This is a genomic window from Micromonospora salmantinae (genome assembly GCF_022230905.1).
In the GTDB taxonomy this organism is placed as follows: Bacteria; Actinomycetota; Actinomycetes; order Mycobacteriales; family Micromonosporaceae; genus Micromonospora; species Micromonospora salmantinae.
Genome location: NZ_JAKKFG010000002.1, coordinates 174,882 through 193,432, shown reverse-complemented (window position 1 = coordinate 193,432; position 18,551 = coordinate 174,882). Strand labels below are relative to the sequence as shown.

The window sequence follows — 18,551 nt, the reverse complement described above, 5'->3', positions numbered from 1 at the left end:
CATGGAACTCTTCACCGAGGGCGACCCGATCGCCGACACCAAGGCTCCCGCCGGCCCGGTCGAGAAGCGTTGGGAGACCCGGCGCTTCGAGGCCAAGCTGGTCAACCCCGCCAACCGCCGCAAGATGACGGTGATCGTGGTCGGCACCGGCCTGGCCGGCGGCTCCGCCGCCGCGACCCTGGCCGAGCAGGGCTACCACGTCAAGTCCTACTGCTACCAGGACAGCCCGCGCCGGGCGCACTCCATCGCGGCGCAGGGCGGCATCAACGCGGCGAAGAACTACCGCAACGACGGCGACTCCGTGCACCGGCTCTTCTACGACACCGTCAAGGGCGGCGACTTCCGCTCCCGGGAGTCGAACGTGCACCGGCTCGCCGAGGTGTCGGTCAACATCATCGACCAGTGCGTCGCCCAGGGGGTGCCGTTCGCCCGCGAGTACGGCGGCCTGCTGGACACCCGCTCCTTCGGTGGCGCCCAGGTGCAGCGCACCTTCTACGCCCGGGGCCAGACGGGCCAGCAACTGCTGCTCGGCGCGTACCAGGCCCTGGAGCGGCAGATCGGCTTGGGCAACGTCGAGATGTACGCCCGGCACGAGATGCTCGAGCTGGTCCTGGTGGACGGCAAGGCCCGGGGCATCGTGGTCCGGGACCTGGTCACCGGCGAGATCAGCACCGAGATGGCCGACGCCGTGGTGCTCGCCTCCGGCGGCTACGGCAACGTCTTCTACCTCTCCACCAACGCCAAGGGCTGCAACGTCACCGCCACCTGGCGCGCACACCGCAAGGGCGCGTACTTCGCCAACCCGTGCTACACGCAGATCCACCCGACCTGCATCCCGGTCTCTGGCGACCACCAGTCGAAGCTGACCCTGATGAGCGAGTCGCTGCGCAACGACGGCCGGGTCTGGGTGCCGAAGACCAAGGGCGACGACCGCAGCCCGAAGGACATCGGCGAGGACGAGCGGGACTACTACCTGGAACGGATCTACCCCTCCTTCGGCAACCTGGTCCCCCGCGACATCGCCTCCCGCGCCGCGAAGAACGTGTGCGACGAGGGTCGGGGCGTCGGGCCGACGAAGCTCGGCGTCTACCTCGACTTCGCCGACGCGATCGGCCGGCTGGGCCGCAAGGCCATCGAGGCCAAGTACGGCAACCTCTTCGAGATGTACGAGCGGATCACCGGCGAGGACCCGTACGAGGTGCCGATGCGCATCTACCCCGCCGTGCACTACACGATGGGTGGCCTGTGGGTCGACTACGACCTCCAGTCGAACATCCCCGGCCTGTTCGTGATCGGTGAGGCGAACTTCTCCGACCACGGCGCGAACCGGCTCGGCGCCTCGGCGCTGATGCAGGGCCTCGCCGACGGCTACTTCGTGCTGCCCACCACCATCGCCAACTACCTGGCCTCCGGTCCGCTGGAGAAGGTCGACGCCAGCCACCCGGCGGCCGTCGAGGCGCGCACCGACGTCGAGGACCGCGTCCAGCGGCTGCTCGCTGTCGACGGCGACCGGACCGTGGACTCGTTCCACCGGGAACTGGGCCAGATCATGTGGGAACACTGCGGCATGGAGCGCAGCGAGGCCGGGCTGCGCAAGGCGATCGACGAGATCCGTGCCCTGCGCGAGCAGTTCTGGCAGCGGGTCAAGGTGTCCGGCACCGGCGAGGAGCTCAACCAGTCGCTGGAGAAGGCCGGCCGGGTGGCCGACTTCTTCGAGCTGGCCGAGCTGATGTGCATCGACGCCCTGCACCGCGAGGAGTCCTGTGGCGGCCACTTCCGGGCCGAGCACCAGACCCCCGACGGTGAGGCGCAGCGCGACGACGACCGGTTCGCGTACGTGGCGGCCTGGGAGTTCACCGCCGACGGCGAGCCCTCGGTGCTGCACAAGGAAGACCTGAAGTTCGAATACGTCCACCCCACGCAGCGGAGCTACAAGTGAACCTGACCCTGCGCATCTGGCGCCAGAAGGGCCCTGAGGACAAGGGTCGGATGGTGACCTACCCGGTCGACGACGTGTCCCCGGACATGTCGTTCCTGGAGATGCTCGACGTGCTCAACGAGCGGCTGATCCTCGCGGGCGAGGACCCGGTGGCGTTCGACCACGACTGCCGCGAGGGCATCTGCGGCATGTGCGGCCTGATGATCAACGGCGACGCGCACGGGCCGCAGCGCGGCACCACCGCGTGCCAACTGCACATGCGGCAGTTCTCCGACGGCGAGACGATCGACATCGAGCCGTGGCGGGCCAGCGCCTTCCCGGTGGTCAAGGACCTGGTCGTCAACCGGAGCGCCTTCGACAAGATCATCGCGGCTGGCGGCTACGTCACCGCGCCGACCGGCAGCGCACCCGAGGCCCACTCCACCCCGGTGGCCAAGGCCAACGCCGACGCCGCGTTCGAGTCGGCGGCCTGCATCGGCTGCGGCGCCTGCGTGGCAGCCTGCCCGAACGGCTCCGGCATGCTCTTCACCGCCGCCAAGCTCACCCAGCTCTCGCTGCTGCCGCAGGGCCAGCCCGAGCGCTACACCCGGGTGATCGGCATGGTCGACGCGCACGACGAGGCCGGCTTCGGCGGCTGCACCAACGCCGGCGAATGCACCCCGGCCTGCCCGAAGGGCATCCCGCTGAACACCATCGGCCGGCTCAACCGCGACTACCTCGCGGCCACCGCCAAGGGAGCCAACAACACCCCCGGTTCCTGAGCTCCGCCGCGTCTGCACAGGCCGCCGTATCCCTTCCTGGGTGCGGCGGTCTGGCGTTTCGGCGGTCGGCGTTCGGTTGGGCGGTTGCGGTCCGGTTCCGCCGACGAACTGGTGGGGTTGGCGTAACGGCGCGTCAGCCCGGTCACTCACCCGGCTCACGCCGGAGTTCGGCAAGCAGCGGCCGGTACGTCATGTGGTACGCGAAATGACGACCAGCTGCGCGGGTTTCGTCCCAGTACCTCGTCACCACTGGGTGATGAGCGGCGTGTCCGGTTCGTGCTGCCGCCAGGCTCCGGTCAGGCGGGCAAGGCGGATGGGGGCGGCGATGCCGCGCACAGTCGCGATCTTGCCGTTGGTGATGTCGAGCGTCACGGCACCGAGGACCTGGTCGCCGAGCACAAAGAGGAGGGCGGGGGCACGGTTGACGAGCGCGTAGTGGATGGCGGGCGTACCGCCGGCAAGTCGCCGTTTCGCGGGTGTGGGTTTGAAGCCGGCCCGTACGACGGCGGCGATGCGCTGCGGAGTGTCGTACCGCAGCAGCGTCTCGGTCAGGCCGGCGCCGTCGGAGATCGCGGTCGCGTCGTCGGTCAGCAGCGCCACCAGCCGCTCGGTGCGGCCCGAGGAGGCAGCGGCGAGGAATTCCTCGACGATTCTGCGGGCAGCTGCCGGGTCGACCTCGCCGCTGCGGCGGCGGGCGGCGGTGATGTGGCGCCGGGCCCGGTGGAGGTGCTGCTGGCTTGCGGACTCGGTGATGTCGAGGATCTCGCCGATATCGGAATGGCTGTAGGAAAATGATTCGCGCAAGAGGTAGACGGCCCGCTCAAGGGGTGACAGGCGCTCCATGAGAGTCAGCACGGCCAGGGAGACCGATTCGCGCTGCTCGAACGTGTCGGCCGGGCCGAGCATCGGGTCGCCGTCAAGGAGCGGTTCGGGCAGCCAGGCGCCCACGGCGCGTTCCCGGCGGGCCTGTGCCGAGCGGAGCCGGTCGAGGCACAGGTTGGTGACGACCTTGGTCAGCCATGCCTCCGGCACCTTGATCCGCCGCCGGTCGGCGGCCTGCCAGCGCAGGAACGCATCCTGCACGGCGTCTTCGGCCTCGGCGGCGGAACCCAGCAGCCGGTACGCCAGCGAGGCCAGCCGGTTCCGGCTGGCCTCGAACCGGCTGGTGTCGAAGCGATCCTCGGCGATGCTGTCCACGCGGACCAACCTAGGCGGCTACGCGACCGTCTGTCCGGCGGGACGCATCCGGCAGCGCGATCAGGCGGTGCCTGCGCTTGGGCAGGCCGAAGGTCGGGTGCGAGACGGCCCACAGCGAGGTCTTGAGGATGCCCGCCTTGACCCGTGCGGCCTTCCGGCCGCCCACATACTTCGGCTTTGCGTGCGCCTCGTCGTCGACCATCTGCAGGATCCCGTCCCGCCGCCCGAGGCTGATGTGGTTGCCCGGGTAGCCCAGCTTGGTGTTCGCAATCTTGCGGCCGGTCAGGCGTCCCACGATCGCTTCGATCGCCTGCATGCCGGTGTAGCCGGCCGAAGCGCAGGACATCGGCAGCGGCTGGCCGTTGTCACCGATGGCGTAGGCGCTGTCGCCAGCGGCGTAGACGTTCGGGTGCGAGACCGACCGCATGGTGCGGTCGACGACGATCTGACCGTTCCCGGTGACCTCCAGCCCGCTGGCGGCGGCGATGGGGCTGACCGCGAACCCCGCCGTCCACACGGTCGCGTCTGACGCCAGGCCAGTGCCGTCGGCGCACAGCACCCGCGTCGCTTCGACGGCTTCGACGCAGGTGTGCTCCAGGACGGTGATGCCCAGCCGGTCGCAGGTCCCGCGCAGGTGGCTGCGGGCCCCGGCGGAGAGCCGGGCACCCAGTTCGCCGCGGGCGACCAGCGTGACCGACAGGCCGGGCCGGGATTCGGCGATCTCGGTGGCGGTCTCGATGCCGGTCAACCCGTCGCCGACGACCAGCACCTTCCCGCATTCGCTGCGCCTGCCCAGGCTATCCAGGCGCTCGCGCAGACGCAGCGCCGAGGGCCGGGCGGCGATGTCGAAGGCGTGTTCGGCTACGCCGGGGACGCCACAGTCGTTGCCGTGGCTACCGAGCGCGTAGACGAGCGTGTCGTAGCCGAGCTCGCCGCCACCATCGGCGTCGGCCACGGCGACGACCTGGCCCTCGGGGTCTACGGCGCTGACACGGGCCAGGCGCAGCCGTATCCCCGTGTCCGCGAAGACGTTGGCGAGCTTCGGAGCCGCGATCTTCTGGCCGGCGGCGAGCTGGTGCAGCCGCAGCCGCTCGACGAAGTCCGGCTCAACGTTGACCACGGTGATCTCGGTGTCCACCGGGGACAGCCGGCGGGCCAGGTTCCCGGCCACGTGGGTTCCGGCGTAGCCGGCACCGAGAACGACGATGCGGTGCTTCATGTGTTGCTCCTGTCCTTTGGCGTGCTCACGTGAGTTGAGCGGGACAGCGCCCCGATTGCTGACGGGATCGCATGTGGCATGGGTCACAGAGCGGCGGGAGCGGCGCCGAACGATGTTCGCGACGCCGAGGCGTAGCAGGTGCAGGCCCACCTCGCCCCGCCCGGCCCGGCCCGGCCCAATGCATGATCCACTCGCCGGCCGCAGCTCACGGGCCGACGCACCCGATTCGCCCGAGACGGCCCTGTAGCGCAGCCGGTTCAAGTGCCCGCGCCCGGGTAGCAGTCTCCGGAGACGGCGTCGAGAGGAGACGAGTGAAATGAAGGCCTTGACCTGGCAGGGCAAACGGGACGTACGGGTCGAGGAGGTGCCGGACCCCCGGATCGAGGAGCCGACCGATGCGATCGTGAAGATCACCTCGACCGCGATCTGCGGTTCCGACCTGCACCTCTACGAGGTGCTCGGGCCGTACCTGAAGCCGGGTGACGTCCTGGGTCATGAGCCGATGGGCATCGTCGAGGAGGTCGGGTCGGAGGTGACCGGGCTCAAGCCGGGCGACCGGGTGGTGGTGCCGTTCAACATCGCCTGCGGCAGCTGCTGGATGTGTTCGCGCCAGCTCTACGCGCAGTGCGAGACCACCCAGGTCACCAGCGAGGGCAAGGGCGCGTCCCTGTTCGGCTACACCTCGCTCTACGGTTCGGTGCCCGGCGGGCAGGCCGAGTACCTGCGCGTCCCGCAGGCCCACTTCGGGCCGATCAAGATCCCGCAGACGGGCGCGGACGAGCGCTACCTCTACCTGTCCGACATTCTGCCCACCGCCTGGCAGGCGGTGAAGTACGCGGACACCCCACCGGGTGGCACCCTGGCCGTCTTCGGCCTGGGCCCGGTCGGGCAGTTCTGCGCGCGGATCGGCCGCCACCTCGGCGCGGGCCGGGTGATCGGGCTGGACCTGGTTCCCGAGCGGCTGGAGTTGGCCCGCCGGCACGGCATCGAGGTACTCGACGTGAGCCAGCTGTCCGACGTGCCGGGCGCGTTGATCGATCTGGTCGACGGGCGCGGCCCGGACGCGGTGATCGACGCGGTCGGGATGGAGGCGCATGGTTCACCGGCGGGGAAGTTGGCCCAGACCGCGGCCGGGATGTTGCCGGACAAGCTGGCCCGGACGATGACCGACCGGGCGGGCGTGGACCGCTTGTCAGTCCTGCACGCCGCGCTCAAGTCGGTTCGTCGCGGCGGCACCGTGTCGCTCTCCGGGGTGTACGGCGGCGAGGCGGACCCGATGCCGCTGATGGAGATGTTCGACCGGGGCATCCAGTTGCGGATGGGGCAGTGTCACGTGCGCCGGTGGACCGACGAGATCCTGCCGCTGCTCTCCGGCGACGACGATCCGCTGGGCGTGGAGGACCTGCGTACCCACCGGGTGCCGCTGGCCCGGGCGCCGCAGGCGTACGAGATGTTCCAGAAGAAGGAGGACGGCTGCATCAAGGTCGTGCTCGAACCATGAGTGCGAGGAGTGAGCCGGGGTTGCGAGCCCCGCAGTCACGAATGCAGCCGGTGCCGTGAGCCGGGTGGTCGTGATCGTTGGCGCGAGCAGCGGGATCGGCCGGGCGACGGCCCGGGCGTTCGCCGAGCGCGGAGACCGCCTGGTCCTCGCCGCTCGCGCCACCACGACCCTTGCCGAGGTACGCGCTGAGTGCGCCGACGTCGACGTGCTGACCGTGCCGACCGACGTGACCGAGGCGGACGCGCTGGACGCGCTCGCGGGCGCCGCGATCGACCGCTTCGGCCGCGTCGACGTGTGGGTGCACACGGCGGCGGTGATGGCCTACGGGCGCTTCGACGAGCTGCCGGAACGGGTCTTCGACCAGGTGGTGCGGACCGATCTGCTCGGGGCGGCCGGCTCGGTGCGGGTGGCGCTGCGGCACTTCCGGACCACCGGGGCCGGCACTGTGATCCTCACCGGTTCGGTGCTCGGGCACATCACCGCGCCCTACATGAGCGCGTACGTGGCGAGCAAGTGGGGGTTGCAGGGTCTGGTCCGGACGGTGCAGCAGGAGTTGCGTGACAGCCCGGAGATCCGGCTGTGTCTGGTCAACCCGGGCAGCGTGGACACGCCTGTTTACCAGCAGGCGGCCAACTATCTGGGCCGCATCGGGCGACCTCCGCCGCCGGTCGCCGGCCCGCAGCGGGTGGCCCGGGCCATCGTGGACTGTGTGGACCGGCCCCGCCGGGAGGTGTCGGTGGGCCGGCTCAACGTGGTGCTGCGGGCCGGCTTCACCGTACTGCCGGGGGTCTACGACGTCCTCGTCGGGCCGTTGATGCGGGCGGCGGGCCTCAGTGGACGGTCGGTCGCCGCGCACGACGGCTCGGTCTTCGCCGCGAACCCGGCCGGCGAGGCGGTACGCGGCGGCCACCTGCCCGACCTGCGGCAACTCGTGTCCGGATCGGTCGGTGCGGTGGGCGCCGCACTGCGCCGACGGTTCGGTTGACCTGTTCGGGACTGTTCGGGACATATTCGGGGGCATCGTGCATCGATCAACTCGCCTAGGGTGGTGGGCCAGCAAGCGCTCAGGCACACCACGATCGGGGAGACGATTGACCATGCGACTGAACCGCAGAACGGCACTCGGGTTGGGCACTGTGGCCACCGCCGGCACGGTGCTGGGCGCCGCCGCCCCGGCGAGCGCCGCCGAGACCACCGAGGCGTCGCCGACCACCCCCGCTCGGGCCGCCCTTCGGGTCGCCTCCGTCTTCACCAAGCACAGCGCCGCAGCCGGCGGCAACTGGCAGGCGTACGTCAGCGTCGCCGACCCGGCCGGTGCGCCGGTGGTCGCGGTGGAAGCCGACGCGGACCGGCGGATCGAGGCGTACAGCGTCAACAAGATCGCCGTCGCCACGGCGGTGCTCGACAAGGTCGACCGAGGGCTGCTCACCCTGGACCAGCAGGTCGAGGTGAGCGCGGCGATCGTCGTACCGGGCGGTGACGGCATCTTCAGCCTGGACGGCGCGTACCCGAGCCTGGTGACCGTCGGGCACGTGCTGGCGAACCTGCTGACCGTCTCGGACGACACGGCGGTGCGGCTGTGCGGGCTGGTCGCCCCGGCCGCCGAGATCAACTCCATCCTGGTCGCCAAGGGCTTCCCGAACACCCAGGTCCAGCCGGTGGCCAACCCGAACCGGTTCTTCCTCGGCACCAGCACCCCCCGGGAGACGCACGACCTGCTGCGCGCCCTGGTCGCTGGCACGCTGCTCTCCCCCGCGTCGACGACGTACCTGTTGGGCATCCTGCGCTCCCCGGTGGCGTTCACCGACGGCATCCGGCGCACCATGTCCTCCGACGAGCGGGCCCGGATCGCCACCAAGGCCGGGTGGTACGCCGACGCACGGCACGAGGCCGGTGTGATCTTCGACCGCTCCGGCGCGGCGGTGCTCACCTACGCTCTCTTCGCCGACGGGCAGGCCAACCCGGAGGACTTCGGCGCGACCCACCCGGCGGTGCAGGCCCGGGCCGCCATGGGCCCGAGGTTCCTGGCCGCTGTGGACCGGATCGCGGGCGTGGGCAAGACGTTCCGGATCACCGCCCGACGCCCCAGCAACGGCGGCTAGAGCACGCCGTGAAACCGTCCCGGGTCGGTCGCCGTCTGCCGGTGACCGACCCGGCGTGGCGACCACCGAGGCACGGGTCGGTCCGGGTGACTACCGTGTAGGGCGGACACGTCGGAGGGACGGCAATGGCACGAGCGCAGAACACGGACGTCGAACGGTCGCTCGGGCGGCGGATGCGGGGCGCCGCTGGCCTGGCCGCGCTGGCCGGCCTGGCCTGGGTTGCCCGGGATGTGCCGGCGGCGCTGGGTGGCCGGCTCAGCGGGGCGCGGGCCGAACGGGCGGCCCGCTCGCCGCAGTTCCGCGAGGGCACCTTCCACAACCGGGCCGGCACCCGCACGATGATCGCCGAGCCGGGGCGCAACCTGGTCCGCGAGCTGATCTTCGGCAAGCAGAAGCGGCGTCCGACCGCGGCCGTCCCGCTGCTGCGCCCCAGCGCCGGCGGGCCGGAGGCCGCCGACAGCGCCGACGAACTCAACATCGTCTGGTACGGCCACGCCTCGACCCTGATCGAGATCGAGGGCCGGCGGGTGCTGCTCGACCCGGTCTGGAGCGAGCGGTGCTCCCCCTCGGGTCTGGTCGGCCCGCGCCGGCTGCACGAGCCGCCGGTGGGCATCGACGAACTACCCCCGCTGGACGCCATCCTGATCTCGCACGACCACTACGACCACCTCGACATGGCCACCGTGCGGGCGCTGCTCGCCGGGCAGTCCGCGCCGTTCCTGGTGCCGCTCGGCGTGGGCGCGCACCTGGACCGCTGGGGCGTACCCGCCGAACGGATCATCGAACTGGACTGGTCCGAGTCGCACCAGGTCGCCGGCCTGGAGATCACCGCCACCGCCGCCCAGCACTTCTCCGGACGAGGGCTGCGCCGCGACGGCACGCTCTGGAGTTCGTGGGTGGTGGCCGGGGCACGCCGCAAGGTCTTCTACACCGGCGACTCCGGCTACTTCGACGGGTACGCCGAGATCGGCGGCGAGCACGGGCCGTTCGACGTGACGCTGATGCAGATCGGCGCGTACGACAGGGCCTGGCCGACGATCCACATGTTCCCGGAGGAGGCGGTCAGCGCCCACCTCGACCTGCGCGGCGGGCTGTTCGTGCCGGTGCACTGGGCGACGTTCAACCTGGCCCTGCACGACTGGTCCGAGCCGGTCGACCGGCTGTGGGCCGAGGCGAAGGCCCGCGACGTGCGGCTCGCCGTGCCCCGGCCGGGCGAGCGGGTGGTGGTCGACGAGCCGCCCGCCGTCGACGGCTGGTGGCAGGCCGTCGCCTGAGCCGGGTCAGAGCACGAACGCGTCGGTCCAGAGCGCGCCGGACCGGCCGGAGAGCGCGTCCAGCATGGCCACCGCCTGACCGTCGGTGAGCTGCGCGACGAAGTCCACGATGGCTCGGCCCCGGGCACGACCGATCCGGTCCGGGGTACGCGGGTGCAGCTCCGCCTCGGCCAACTCGACCAGGTCGTGCAGCCGGCGGGGCAGCCGGGACTCCTCCTCCGGGTCGAGCAGCCACTCCCAGAGCGCCTCGACCAGGGTGCCCAGCAGCCGGGCCTGGCCGCGCTGGTGCAGGGCGAGATCCGGGCGGGCCAGCACGAACCGGTGGTGGACGAACTTGAGCACCTGCACCTCGTGCCACTGCGCGCAGCCCAGCAGCACGTGCCCGGAGCGCACCGACGGCTGTTCGGTGACCGTGATCGCCTCGACGAAGCGGGTGGACCAACGGGCGGAGAACCGGGCAACGTACTGCTCGGCCTCGATCGAGCCGTCGAACGGCATCGCGAGCAGCCCGTCCACCAATTCCTCGCGGACGTGCTCGACGGCGGCGGCGAACGCGTCGTCGTCGGCGATCCAGGCGTCCTTGCGGTGCAGTTGCCGGCGTAGCCGCTCGATCGCCGCACCGGGTCGCCGGGCAGCCGTGGCCAGCGCCGCGTCGGTGATCGCCCGCAGTTGCCCGCTCTCACGCTGCCAGGCCATCAACTCGGCGGAGACCGAACCCTGCTGGAGCACTCCGACCCGGTAGAAGTCCTCCACGTCGTGGATGGCGTACGCGATGTCGTCGGCGGTGTCCATCACGGACGCCTCCACTGTCTGCTGCCAGTCCGGGATGCGACCGGCGAACGGCGCCCGGGCCTGCCGCAGGTCGTCCAGCTCGGTCCGGTACGCGCCGAACTTCGACGAGCCGCTCTCCGGGTCGTCCGGCGGCGGGGTGGCGCCGCGCGGCGGCGGGTCCATTGTGCGCGGGTGCGGGTCGGGGTGGTCCAGCCGGGTCCACGGGTACTTCAGCATGGCCGCGCGGACCGCCGCGGTCAGGTCCAACCCGGTGGTGGCCGCGCCGCGGATCTCGGTGCTGGTGACGATGCGGTACGACTGCGCGTTGCCCTCGAAACCGTCGGAGAGGCCGAGACGCTGGCGGGCCAGCCGGTCCAGCACGCGCTCCCCCAGGTGACCGAACGGTGGGTGGCCGAGGTCGTGGGCGAGCGCTGCCGCCTCCACCACGTCGGGGTCGCAGCCGCCGAGCTTGTCCAGCAGGTCACGCCACCGTTCGTCGGCGTTCAACCGCTCGGCGACCGCCCGGGCCACCTGGGCGACCTTGAGGCTGTGGGTGAGCCGGTTGTGCACCAGCAGCCCGGAGCCGACCGGGCTGATCACCTGGGTGACACCACCGAGGCGGGCGAAGAACGGCGAGCCGACGATCCGGTCCCGGTCGGCGCGGAACGGGTTGGCCGTGAGGTCGCCGAGGGCCCGGGCGCTGCCGCCGAAGAGCCGCCGGGCGCGCGGCTCCGCAGCAGATTCCATGATCGCCACGCTAGCGCAGGCCCGACGGGACCGCCGCCGGTCACCCCGGCCGGGCGCGGCGGTTCGGTCCCCCGCCCCGGCCGGGCGCGGCGACAGCGCCACGGCCCGCCCGGCAGAATGCAGGCGTACCCGCTCTTTGAAGGGCGGATCGAGTCGAAGGCGGATCGAGATCGTGACCCAGTCTGTTCATCAGCGGATCGCCGACGAGCTCGGCGTGGCCGAGCGTCAGGTGCGGGCGGCCGTGGAGCTGCTCGACGGCGGCGCCACAGTGCCGTTCATCGCCCGCTACCGCAAGGAGGCCACCGGCCTGCTCGACGACACCCAGCTGCGCACCCTGGAGGAGCGGCTGCGCTACCTGCGCGAGCTGGACGAGCGGCGGGCCGCGGTGCTGGAGTCGATCCGCGGCCAGGGCAAGTTGGACGAGGCGCTGGAAGCGCAGATCATGGCCGCCGACTCGAAGTCCCGGCTGGAGGACATCTACCTCCCGTACAAGCCGAAGCGGCGGACCCGTGCGCAGATCGCCCGCGAGGCCGGGTTGGCGCCGTTGGCCGAGACGCTGCTGGCCGACCCGGGTCAGGACCCGCGGGCCACCGCCACCGGGTTCGTCGACGCGGACAAGGGCGTCGCCGACGCCGCCGCCGCGCTCGAGGGCGCCCGGGCCATCCTCATCGAGACCTTCGCGGAGGACGCCGACCTGATCGGCACGCTGCGCGAGCAGATGTGGTCGCGGGGCCGGCTGGTTTCCCGGGTACGCGAGGGCCAGGAGGCGTCCGGCGCGAAGTTCGCCGACTACTTCGACTTCTCCGAGCCGTACCCGAAGCTGCCCTCGCACCGGATCCTGGCGATGTTCCGGGGCGAGAAGGAGGGCGTGCTCGACCTGACCATGGAGTCGGAGGAGGCGGGCGAGGCGGACGCCGTACCGACCGGCCCGACCCGGTACGAGGCGGCCATCGCCGGCCGGTTCGGGGTGTCCGACGCGGGCCGCCCGGGCGACCGTTGGCTGATCGACACTGTCCGCTGGGCGTGGCGTACCCGGATCCTCATCCACCTCGGCGCGGACCTGCGGATGCGGCTGTGGCAGGCCGCCGAGGAGGAGGCCGTCCGGGTCTTCGCCACCAACCTGCGGGACCTGCTGCTCGCCGCGCCGGCCGGCACCCGGCCCACGATGGGCCTGGACCCGGGCCTGCGGACCGGTGTGAAGGTGGCAGTGGTGGACGCCACCGGCAAGGTGCTCGCCACCGACACGATCTATCCGCACGAGCCGCGCCGGCAGTGGGACGCGTCGGTGGAGACCCTCGCCCGGCTGGCCGGGGCGCACGGGGTGGAGCTGATCGCGATCGGCAACGGCACTGCCTCCCGCGAGACCGACAAGCTCGCCGGTGAGCTGATCGCCCGGCACCCGCAGCTCAACCTGACCAAGGTGATGGTCTCCGAGGCCGGCGCGTCGGTCTACTCCGCCTCCGCGTACGCCTCGCAGGAGTTGCCCGGGATGGACGTGTCGCTGCGCGGCGCCGTCTCCATCGCCCGCCGTCTCCAGGACCCCCTCGCGGAGCTGGTCAAGATCGACCCGCGCTCGATCGGCGTCGGTCAGTACCAGCACGACCTGTCCGAGGTGAAGCTGTCCCGGTCGCTGGACGCGGTAGTGGAGGACTGCGTGAACGCGGTCGGAGTGGACGTCAACACCGCCTCCGCGCCACTGTTGACCCGGGTCTCCGGGATCGGCGCCGGCCTGGCCGAGAACATCGTGCTGCACCGGGACGCCAACGGGCCGTTCCGTACGCGTACCGAGCTGAAGAAGGTGGCCCGGCTCGGGCCGAAGGCGTTCGAGCAGTGCGCCGGCTTCCTGCGCATCCCCGGTGGCGACGACCCGCTGGACTCCTCCAGCGTGCACCCCGAGGCGTACCCGGTGGTGCGACGCATCCTCTCCACCACCGGGCAGGACCTGCGCTCGGTGATCGGCAAGAGCGGCATCCTGCGCGGGCTGCGGGCCACCGACTTCGTCGACGACCGGTTCGGCCTCCCCACCGTCACCGACATCCTCGCCGAGTTGGAGAAGCCGGGCCGGGACCCCCGCCCGGAATTCCGCACCGCCACCTTCGTCGAGGGGGTGGAGAAGATCAGCGACCTGACGACGGGGATGGTGCTGGAGGGCGTGGTCACCAACGTGGCCGCGTTCGGCGCGTTCGTCGACGTCGGGGTGCACCAGGACGGTCTGGTGCACGTCTCGGCGATGTCCCGGACCTTCGTGAAGGACCCTCGCGAGGTGGTGAAGTCCGGCGACGTGGTCAAGGTCCGGGTGCTCGACGTGGACGTACCCCGCAAGCGGATCTCGCTGACCCTGCGCCTGGACGACGAGCCGACCGCCGGCGGTGGTGGTGGCGGCGGTCGGACGAGCCAGGAGGGGCGGGGCGGCCCGGCGCAGCGCACGCCGCAGGGTGGTCGCGGCGGCGGCCAGAGCGGTCGCGAAGGCCAGGACAGTCGCGGCGGCGGCCAGGGCGGTCGCGAAGGCCAGGCCGGTCGAGGCGGACAGGACAGTCGCGGCGGGCAGGGAGGTCGCGGCGGCGGGCAGGGTGGTCGCGGCGGGCAGCAGCGGCAGGGCGCACCGGCGCCGGCCAACGACGCGATGGCCGAAGCCCTGCGCCGCGCCGGACTGGCCTGACCCCGTTCAGCACAGCAACCCCGCCCCGTCCCGTCTCACGAAGCCGAGCCGCCCCTCTCCGTCGATCTTGCACTTACTGTCCCGACATAGGCCGCCATTCGCCTATTTCGACGACCGAAAGTGCAAGATCGACGCGGGTGCGGCCTGCGCGGGCGGTGGGAAATCCGCTCGCGTGGCCGCGAGGTTCGGGGCGATGATCTCGCGGTGAGGATGCACGCCGATCAGGTGGACGTGAGCGTGGACGTGGTTTCCGCGCTGGTGGCCGAGCAGTTCCCCCGGTGGCGGGGCCTGCCGGTCCGGCCGCTCCCCTCGACCGGCACGGTGAACGCCCTGTTCCGGCTCGGCCGGGACATCGTGCTGCGGTTTCCGCTGCTCCCCTCGACCGATCCCGAGCTGCGCGCCGAGCTGCGGCGCGAGCAGGAGTACGCCGTGCTGCTCGGCGGGCACCTGCCGGTCGCGGTGCCCGAGCCGCTCGGCCTCGGCGAGCCGGGCGACGGGTACCCCGGGCCGTGGACGGCGTACCAGTTCATTCCGGGCGGGACGGCCCAGCCCGACCGGATCATCGACCTCGACGTCTTCGCGCGGGACCTGGCCGGCGTGGTGACGGCCCTGCGCGGCATCGACACCGACGGGCGGGTCTGGTCCGGGAACGGGCGCGGCGGGCGGCTGGCCGCCGAGGACGCCAGCGTGCGGGCCGCGCTCGCGGTCAGCGGCGCGCTCACCGACACCACCGCCCTCGGCGAGGTGTGGGAGCGGTGCCGGGACGCGCGCCGCGACGACCTCGCCGACGTGTGGATCCACGGCGACCTGATGCCGGGCAACCTGCTGGTCCGCGACGGCCGGCTGGTCGCCGTCATCGATCTGGGCTCGGTCGGCGTGGGCGACCCCGCGGTGGACCTGATGCCGGCGTGGAACCTGTTCGACGCGGGTTCCCGGCAGACGTACCGGCGGGCGTTGGGCGTGGACGACGCGACGTGGGAGCGGGGACGCGGCTGGGCCCTGGAGCAGGCGATCAACGCGCTGCCGTACTACGTCGAGACCAACCCGGTGATGGCCGGCATCGCCCGGCACACGCTGCGGGCCGTGCTCGACTGAGTCGGCTCGCGTACCGTCGGCGTCGTGGGTGAGCGAGACGCCCGGGAGTGGCGGGATCAGCAGCGGCAGGCGGTGCGGGCGCACGCCGACGCGGACGCGCGGCGGCGGGCCGCCGAGCACGCGGAGGCGGCGGAGCTGGTGGCCTGGTTCGTGGCCGAGGCGACCCGGCGAGGGCTGCCCACCACCCGGCTGCTCGCCCGGGGATACGACGGGCGTGGGCGCTACCGGACCGGGCTGACCGGCTGGTACGTCGACCGGGCCGAAACCCGGGCGGTGGACGTGGCCGGCCGGTTCCACCTGCTGACCGTGCCGGGCGGTCTGCGGGCCCGGCTGTTCGGCGTCGACCCCCAGCCCAGCCCGGCGCCGTTGGTCGTCGGTGCGGGGGGCCGCGACGGTGAGTCGATCCCGCTGCGGACGCTGCTCAACCGGCTGCTGGGCGACGGGCCCGGTGCCACCACCACGCCTGCCGCACCACGAGGGTGAGCAGGCCGGCAAGGACGTCAGGCGCAGCACGATCTTTCCCTGGCCCGACCGGCTGATTCTCTGCTCGCCCGACCGGCCGGTCGCGCTCCTACCGCCCGACGTGACGGCCCGGACCGCAGGCGGGCGTCCCACGAGGCCGTGTCCATCCGAGCCGTTTCGGGGTTGATCGGGGCGAAGCAGCATGAGTGTCGCCATTCTGAGCTACTGGCCGGCTTGTGCTGGTACAACCCTTACACGGTCTTTCTGTCGTTTCTCCCGGAGGTCGGATCGGTGCCAGTGCCTGGTGGTCTCGCGAACGCCCCCGAACACCCCTTGCCGCTGCCCCGACCCGCCCCGGGTAAGCGCGTCTTCGACGCGATCCTCGCGGGCGTACTGCTGGTGCTGGTCACGCCCCTACTGCTGGTGGTGGCGGTCCTGGTCATGGTGGGCCTCGGCCGCCCGGTGCTGTTTCGTCAGTGCCGCGCCGGACTGCACGGCCAGCCCTTCGAGGTGGTCAAGTTCCGCACGATGCGACCGCCCCGACACGGCTTGGTCGGCGACGGCGATCGACTCACGCCACTGGGGCGCTGGCTGCGCGCCACCAGCCTGGACGAGCTGCCCACGCTCTGGAACGTGCTACGCGGCGACATGAGCCTGGTGGGCCCCCGCCCGTTGTTGCCCGAGTACCTCGATCGCTACACCACCAGCCAGGCTCGCCGGCATGAGGTACGGCCCGGTGTCACCGGGCTGGCCCAGGTGCGCGGGCGTAACAGTCTGAGCTGGGAGGAGAAGCTGGACCTCGACGTGCAGTACGTGGACAGCCGCGACCTCCGACTTGACCTGTCGATCCTGGTCGCGACCGCGCGCACCGTGCTGCGCCGCGATGGCATCAACGCGGCCGGGTCCGCGACCATGCCGGAGTTCCTCGGTACGCACCGACGCCCAGCACCACCGCAGCGGGACCGGACACCGGCATGACGATTCCCCAGGGAGCCGGCCGATGAGCCAGACCATCCACCTGTCCCCGCCCGATGTCGGGCCGCTTGAGGAGTCGTACCTGGTCGCGGCCCTGCGTTCGGGTTGGGTGGCACCGGCCGGCCCGGATCTTCAGGCGTTCGAACGGGACATCGCCGAGCGCGTCGGCACCGGCGGAGCCGTCGCGGTCAGTTCCGGCACCGCTGCCCTGCACCTGGCCCTGCTCGGTGTCGGAGTCGGACCTGGCGACGTGGTGATCGTGCCCACGCTCACCTTCGTGGCAACCGCGAACGCGGTCCGGTACGTCGGCGCGCGTCCGGTCTTCGTCGACTGCGACCCCAGGACCGGAAACGTCGACGTCGGTCTCGCCGCTGACCTGCTGCACCGACTGCTGTCGGGTGGTGAGCGGGTGGGGGCGATCGTCCCGGTGGACATGTTCGGCAGCTGCGCCGACTACCGCGCCCTGGTCCCGGTCTGCGCCGAGGCCGAGGTCCCCTTGGTGGAAGACGCCGCAGAGGCCCTCGGGGCCAGCCACCGGGGACAGCCCGCCGGCTCCTTCGGGCACGCCGGTGTGCTCTCGTTCAACGGCAACAAGATCATGACCACGTCCGGTGGCGGAATGCTGGTGTCCGACGACCCGGCGCTCCTCGATCGCGCTCGCCACCTCTCCACACAGGCCCGAGAGCCGGCGCGGCACTACGAACACCGTGAGACTGGCTACAACTACCGACTCAGCAACCTCCTCGCGGCGCTCGGCCGGGCCCAGTTGCTTCGGCTTGACGGAATGATCGCGCGACGACGCCAACTGCGTGACCAGTACGCCAAGCTCTTCGCCCCGGTGCCGGGCGTTCAACTGCTCGGCGCCGAAGACACCGAGTCGAACTGCTGGCTCACCGTCATCACAGTCGAGCAGGAGCGGTGTGGTTGGCGGGCCGACGACTTGGCTGCCCACCTGGCCGAACGGGACATCGAGACCCGGCCGGTGTGGAAACCGATGCACCTGCAGCCCATGCACGCCGGCGCGGAGAGCCTGCTCACGGGCGCGTCGGAGCGACTCTTCGCCAACGGGCTCACCCTGCCGAGCGGGAGCGCCCTGACCGAACCACAGATCGCCAGAGTGTTCGGCGCGATCGACGAGTTCCTGGCCATCCGCTCAGGAGGGTCCACGGCGTGAAGACCGAACTGGTGGTGGTCGGCTGCGGCGGGCACGGCCGGGAAGTGCTCACCATCGCCCGAGCGGTGAACGAGGCCGCTGGCCGGCCGATCTGGCAACTGCTGGGCGTCGTCGACGACCGGCCCACCGAGGAAAACCTCAAGCGGTTGCAGCGACTCGACGTGCCGTACCTCGGGGATGTGGCCTGGCTGCGGGATGCGCCCCCGACCACCCGGTACCTCATCGGGGTCGGCGATCCGCGGGTCCGCCGCGCCATCGGCAGCCGGATCGACGGGTACCACATTTCCGCCGCGAGCCTCGTCCACCCGGACGCCACCATCGGGCCGGACACCGAGTACGGGCCGGGGTTCGTCGCTTTTGCCGGCGCCCGGGTCACCACGAACGTCACCCTCGGCTGCCACGTGCATCTCAACCAGAACGCCACCGTCGGCCATGACAGCACACTTGCCGACTACGTATCGGTCAACCCGCTCGCCGCGGTGTCCGGTGACTGCCACCTGGCCACCGGCGTACTGGTCGGGACCACCGCCGCAGTGCTGCAGGGCCTTCGCATCGGGCGGGACAGCACGGTCGGGGCCGGTGCCTGTGTCGTCCGGGATGTACCCGATCAGGTGACGGTCAAGGGCGTTCCGGCCCGCTGAGGCAACGGACAGACAGGATATTCCTCCTGCCCTG

The 18,551-nt window shown here is 71.6% G+C and carries 15 protein-coding genes; 12 read left to right on the top strand and 3 right to left on the bottom strand.

Features of this window, described 5'->3' with window-relative positions:
• Window position 1: 1 nt before the first annotated feature.
• Window positions 2–1,939: a fumarate reductase/succinate dehydrogenase flavoprotein subunit gene (locus tag PSH03_RS02115; protein WP_210781354.1), complete on the top strand. Its 1,938-nt coding sequence runs from the start codon at window positions 2–4 to the stop codon at window positions 1,937–1,939.
• Window positions 1,936–2,700 (top strand): succinate dehydrogenase/fumarate reductase iron-sulfur subunit, encoded by a 765-nt coding sequence (locus PSH03_RS02110; RefSeq protein WP_210781353.1) that lies wholly within the window; start codon window positions 1,936–1,938, stop codon window positions 2,698–2,700. Before PSH03_RS02115 ends, PSH03_RS02110 begins: the two co-directional genes overlap by 4 nt.
• 243 nt (window positions 2,701–2,943) lie before the next feature.
• Here PSH03_RS02110 and PSH03_RS02105 read toward each other — a convergent pair whose 3' ends face one another.
• Together PSH03_RS02105 and PSH03_RS02100 are read right to left on the bottom strand one after the other, a co-directional pair.
• Complete coding sequence (locus PSH03_RS02105; protein ID WP_238688082.1) at window positions 2,944–3,897, bottom strand: sigma-70 family RNA polymerase sigma factor; 954 nt, start codon at window positions 3,895–3,897, stop codon at window positions 2,944–2,946.
• A 10-nt stretch (window positions 3,898–3,907) separates the two neighbouring features.
• Window positions 3,908–5,116 (bottom strand): NAD(P)/FAD-dependent oxidoreductase, encoded by a 1,209-nt coding sequence (locus PSH03_RS02100; protein WP_210781407.1) that lies wholly within the window; start codon window positions 5,114–5,116, stop codon window positions 3,908–3,910.
• A 316-nt stretch (window positions 5,117–5,432) separates the two neighbouring features.
• Here PSH03_RS02100 and PSH03_RS02095 point away from each other — a divergent pair, with 316 nt between their 5' ends.
• The 4 genes from PSH03_RS02095 to PSH03_RS02080 all read left to right on the top strand — a co-directional run bounded on the left by PSH03_RS02095 (window position 5,433) and on the right by PSH03_RS02080 (window position 9,993).
• The gene (locus tag PSH03_RS02095; RefSeq protein WP_238688081.1) at window positions 5,433–6,617 is read left to right on the top strand and encodes a zinc-dependent alcohol dehydrogenase; all 1,185 of its coding nucleotides are present in this window, start codon (window positions 5,433–5,435) and stop codon (window positions 6,615–6,617) included.
• Window positions 6,618–6,672: 55 nt separating this feature from the next.
• Window positions 6,673–7,602 carry an SDR family NAD(P)-dependent oxidoreductase gene (locus PSH03_RS02090; protein ID WP_210781350.1) on the top strand — a complete coding sequence of 310 codons (930 nt, stop codon included), beginning with the start codon at window positions 6,673–6,675 and terminating at the stop codon, window positions 7,600–7,602.
• A gap of 112 nt (window positions 7,603–7,714) precedes the next feature.
• Window positions 7,715–8,719 carry a serine hydrolase gene (locus tag PSH03_RS02085; protein ID WP_238688080.1) on the top strand — a complete coding sequence of 335 codons (1,005 nt, stop codon included), beginning with the start codon at window positions 7,715–7,717 and terminating at the stop codon, window positions 8,717–8,719.
• 173 nt (window positions 8,720–8,892) lie between these two features.
• A complete protein-coding gene (locus PSH03_RS02080) occupies window positions 8,893–9,993 on the top strand; it encodes an MBL fold metallo-hydrolase (protein WP_210781406.1) in 1,101 nt (366 codons plus the stop codon).
• A gap of 6 nt (window positions 9,994–9,999) precedes the next feature.
• On the opposite strand, the gene PSH03_RS02075 is transcribed toward PSH03_RS02080, so the two are convergent.
• The gene (locus PSH03_RS02075) at window positions 10,000–11,511 is read right to left on the bottom strand and encodes a deoxyguanosinetriphosphate triphosphohydrolase family protein (protein ID WP_210781348.1); all 1,512 of its coding nucleotides are present in this window, start codon (window positions 11,509–11,511) and stop codon (window positions 10,000–10,002) included.
• A 172-nt stretch (window positions 11,512–11,683) separates the two neighbouring features.
• On the opposite strand from PSH03_RS02075, the gene PSH03_RS02070 reads away from it, so the two are divergent.
• The 6 genes from PSH03_RS02070 (at window position 11,684) to PSH03_RS02045 (ending at window position 18,517) form a co-directional block, all read left to right on the top strand.
• Complete coding sequence (locus tag PSH03_RS02070; RefSeq protein ID WP_238688079.1) at window positions 11,684–14,170, top strand: Tex family protein; 2,487 nt, start codon at window positions 11,684–11,686, stop codon at window positions 14,168–14,170.
• 210 nt (window positions 14,171–14,380) lie between these two features.
• Window positions 14,381–15,265, top strand: a complete 885-nt coding sequence (locus PSH03_RS02065; RefSeq protein ID WP_238688097.1) for an aminoglycoside phosphotransferase family protein — start codon at window positions 14,381–14,383, stop codon at window positions 15,263–15,265.
• Window positions 15,266–15,289: 24 nt separating this feature from the next.
• Entirely contained in the window at window positions 15,290–15,748 is a 459-nt protein-coding gene (locus PSH03_RS02060; protein WP_238688078.1) for a hypothetical protein, read from the top strand.
• A 270-nt stretch (window positions 15,749–16,018) separates the two neighbouring features.
• Entirely contained in the window at window positions 16,019–16,705 is a 687-nt protein-coding gene (locus PSH03_RS02055) for a sugar transferase (protein WP_307850445.1), read from the top strand.
• Between the two features lie 22 nt (window positions 16,706–16,727).
• The gene (locus PSH03_RS02050) at window positions 16,728–17,876 is read left to right on the top strand and encodes a DegT/DnrJ/EryC1/StrS family aminotransferase (RefSeq protein ID WP_210781345.1); all 1,149 of its coding nucleotides are present in this window, start codon (window positions 16,728–16,730) and stop codon (window positions 17,874–17,876) included.
• Complete coding sequence (locus tag PSH03_RS02045; protein WP_210781344.1) at window positions 17,873–18,517, top strand: acetyltransferase; 645 nt, start codon at window positions 17,873–17,875, stop codon at window positions 18,515–18,517. The genes PSH03_RS02050 and PSH03_RS02045 overlap by 4 nt, the downstream gene beginning before the upstream one ends.
• Window positions 18,518–18,551 lie beyond the last annotated feature (34 nt).

Coding starts and splice junctions, on each gene's coding strand:
- PSH03_RS02115 (WP_210781354.1), top strand. CDS start 2: ATGGAACTCTTCACCGAGGGCGACCCGATCGCCGACACCAAGGCTCCC.
- PSH03_RS02100 (WP_210781407.1), bottom strand. CDS start 5,116: ATGAAGCACCGCATCGTCGTTCTCGGTGCCGGCTACGCCGGAACCCAC.
- PSH03_RS02095 (WP_238688081.1), top strand. CDS start 5,433: ATGAAGGCCTTGACCTGGCAGGGCAAACGGGACGTACGGGTCGAGGAG.
- PSH03_RS02085 (WP_238688080.1), top strand. CDS start 7,715: ATGCGACTGAACCGCAGAACGGCACTCGGGTTGGGCACTGTGGCCACC.
- PSH03_RS02080 (WP_210781406.1), top strand. CDS start 8,893: ATGCGGGGCGCCGCTGGCCTGGCCGCGCTGGCCGGCCTGGCCTGGGTT.
- PSH03_RS02075 (WP_210781348.1), bottom strand. CDS start 11,511: ATGGAATCTGCTGCGGAGCCGCGCGCCCGGCGGCTCTTCGGCGGCAGC.
- PSH03_RS02065 (WP_238688097.1), top strand. CDS start 14,381: ATGCACGCCGATCAGGTGGACGTGAGCGTGGACGTGGTTTCCGCGCTG.
- PSH03_RS02050 (WP_210781345.1), top strand. CDS start 16,728: ATGAGCCAGACCATCCACCTGTCCCCGCCCGATGTCGGGCCGCTTGAG.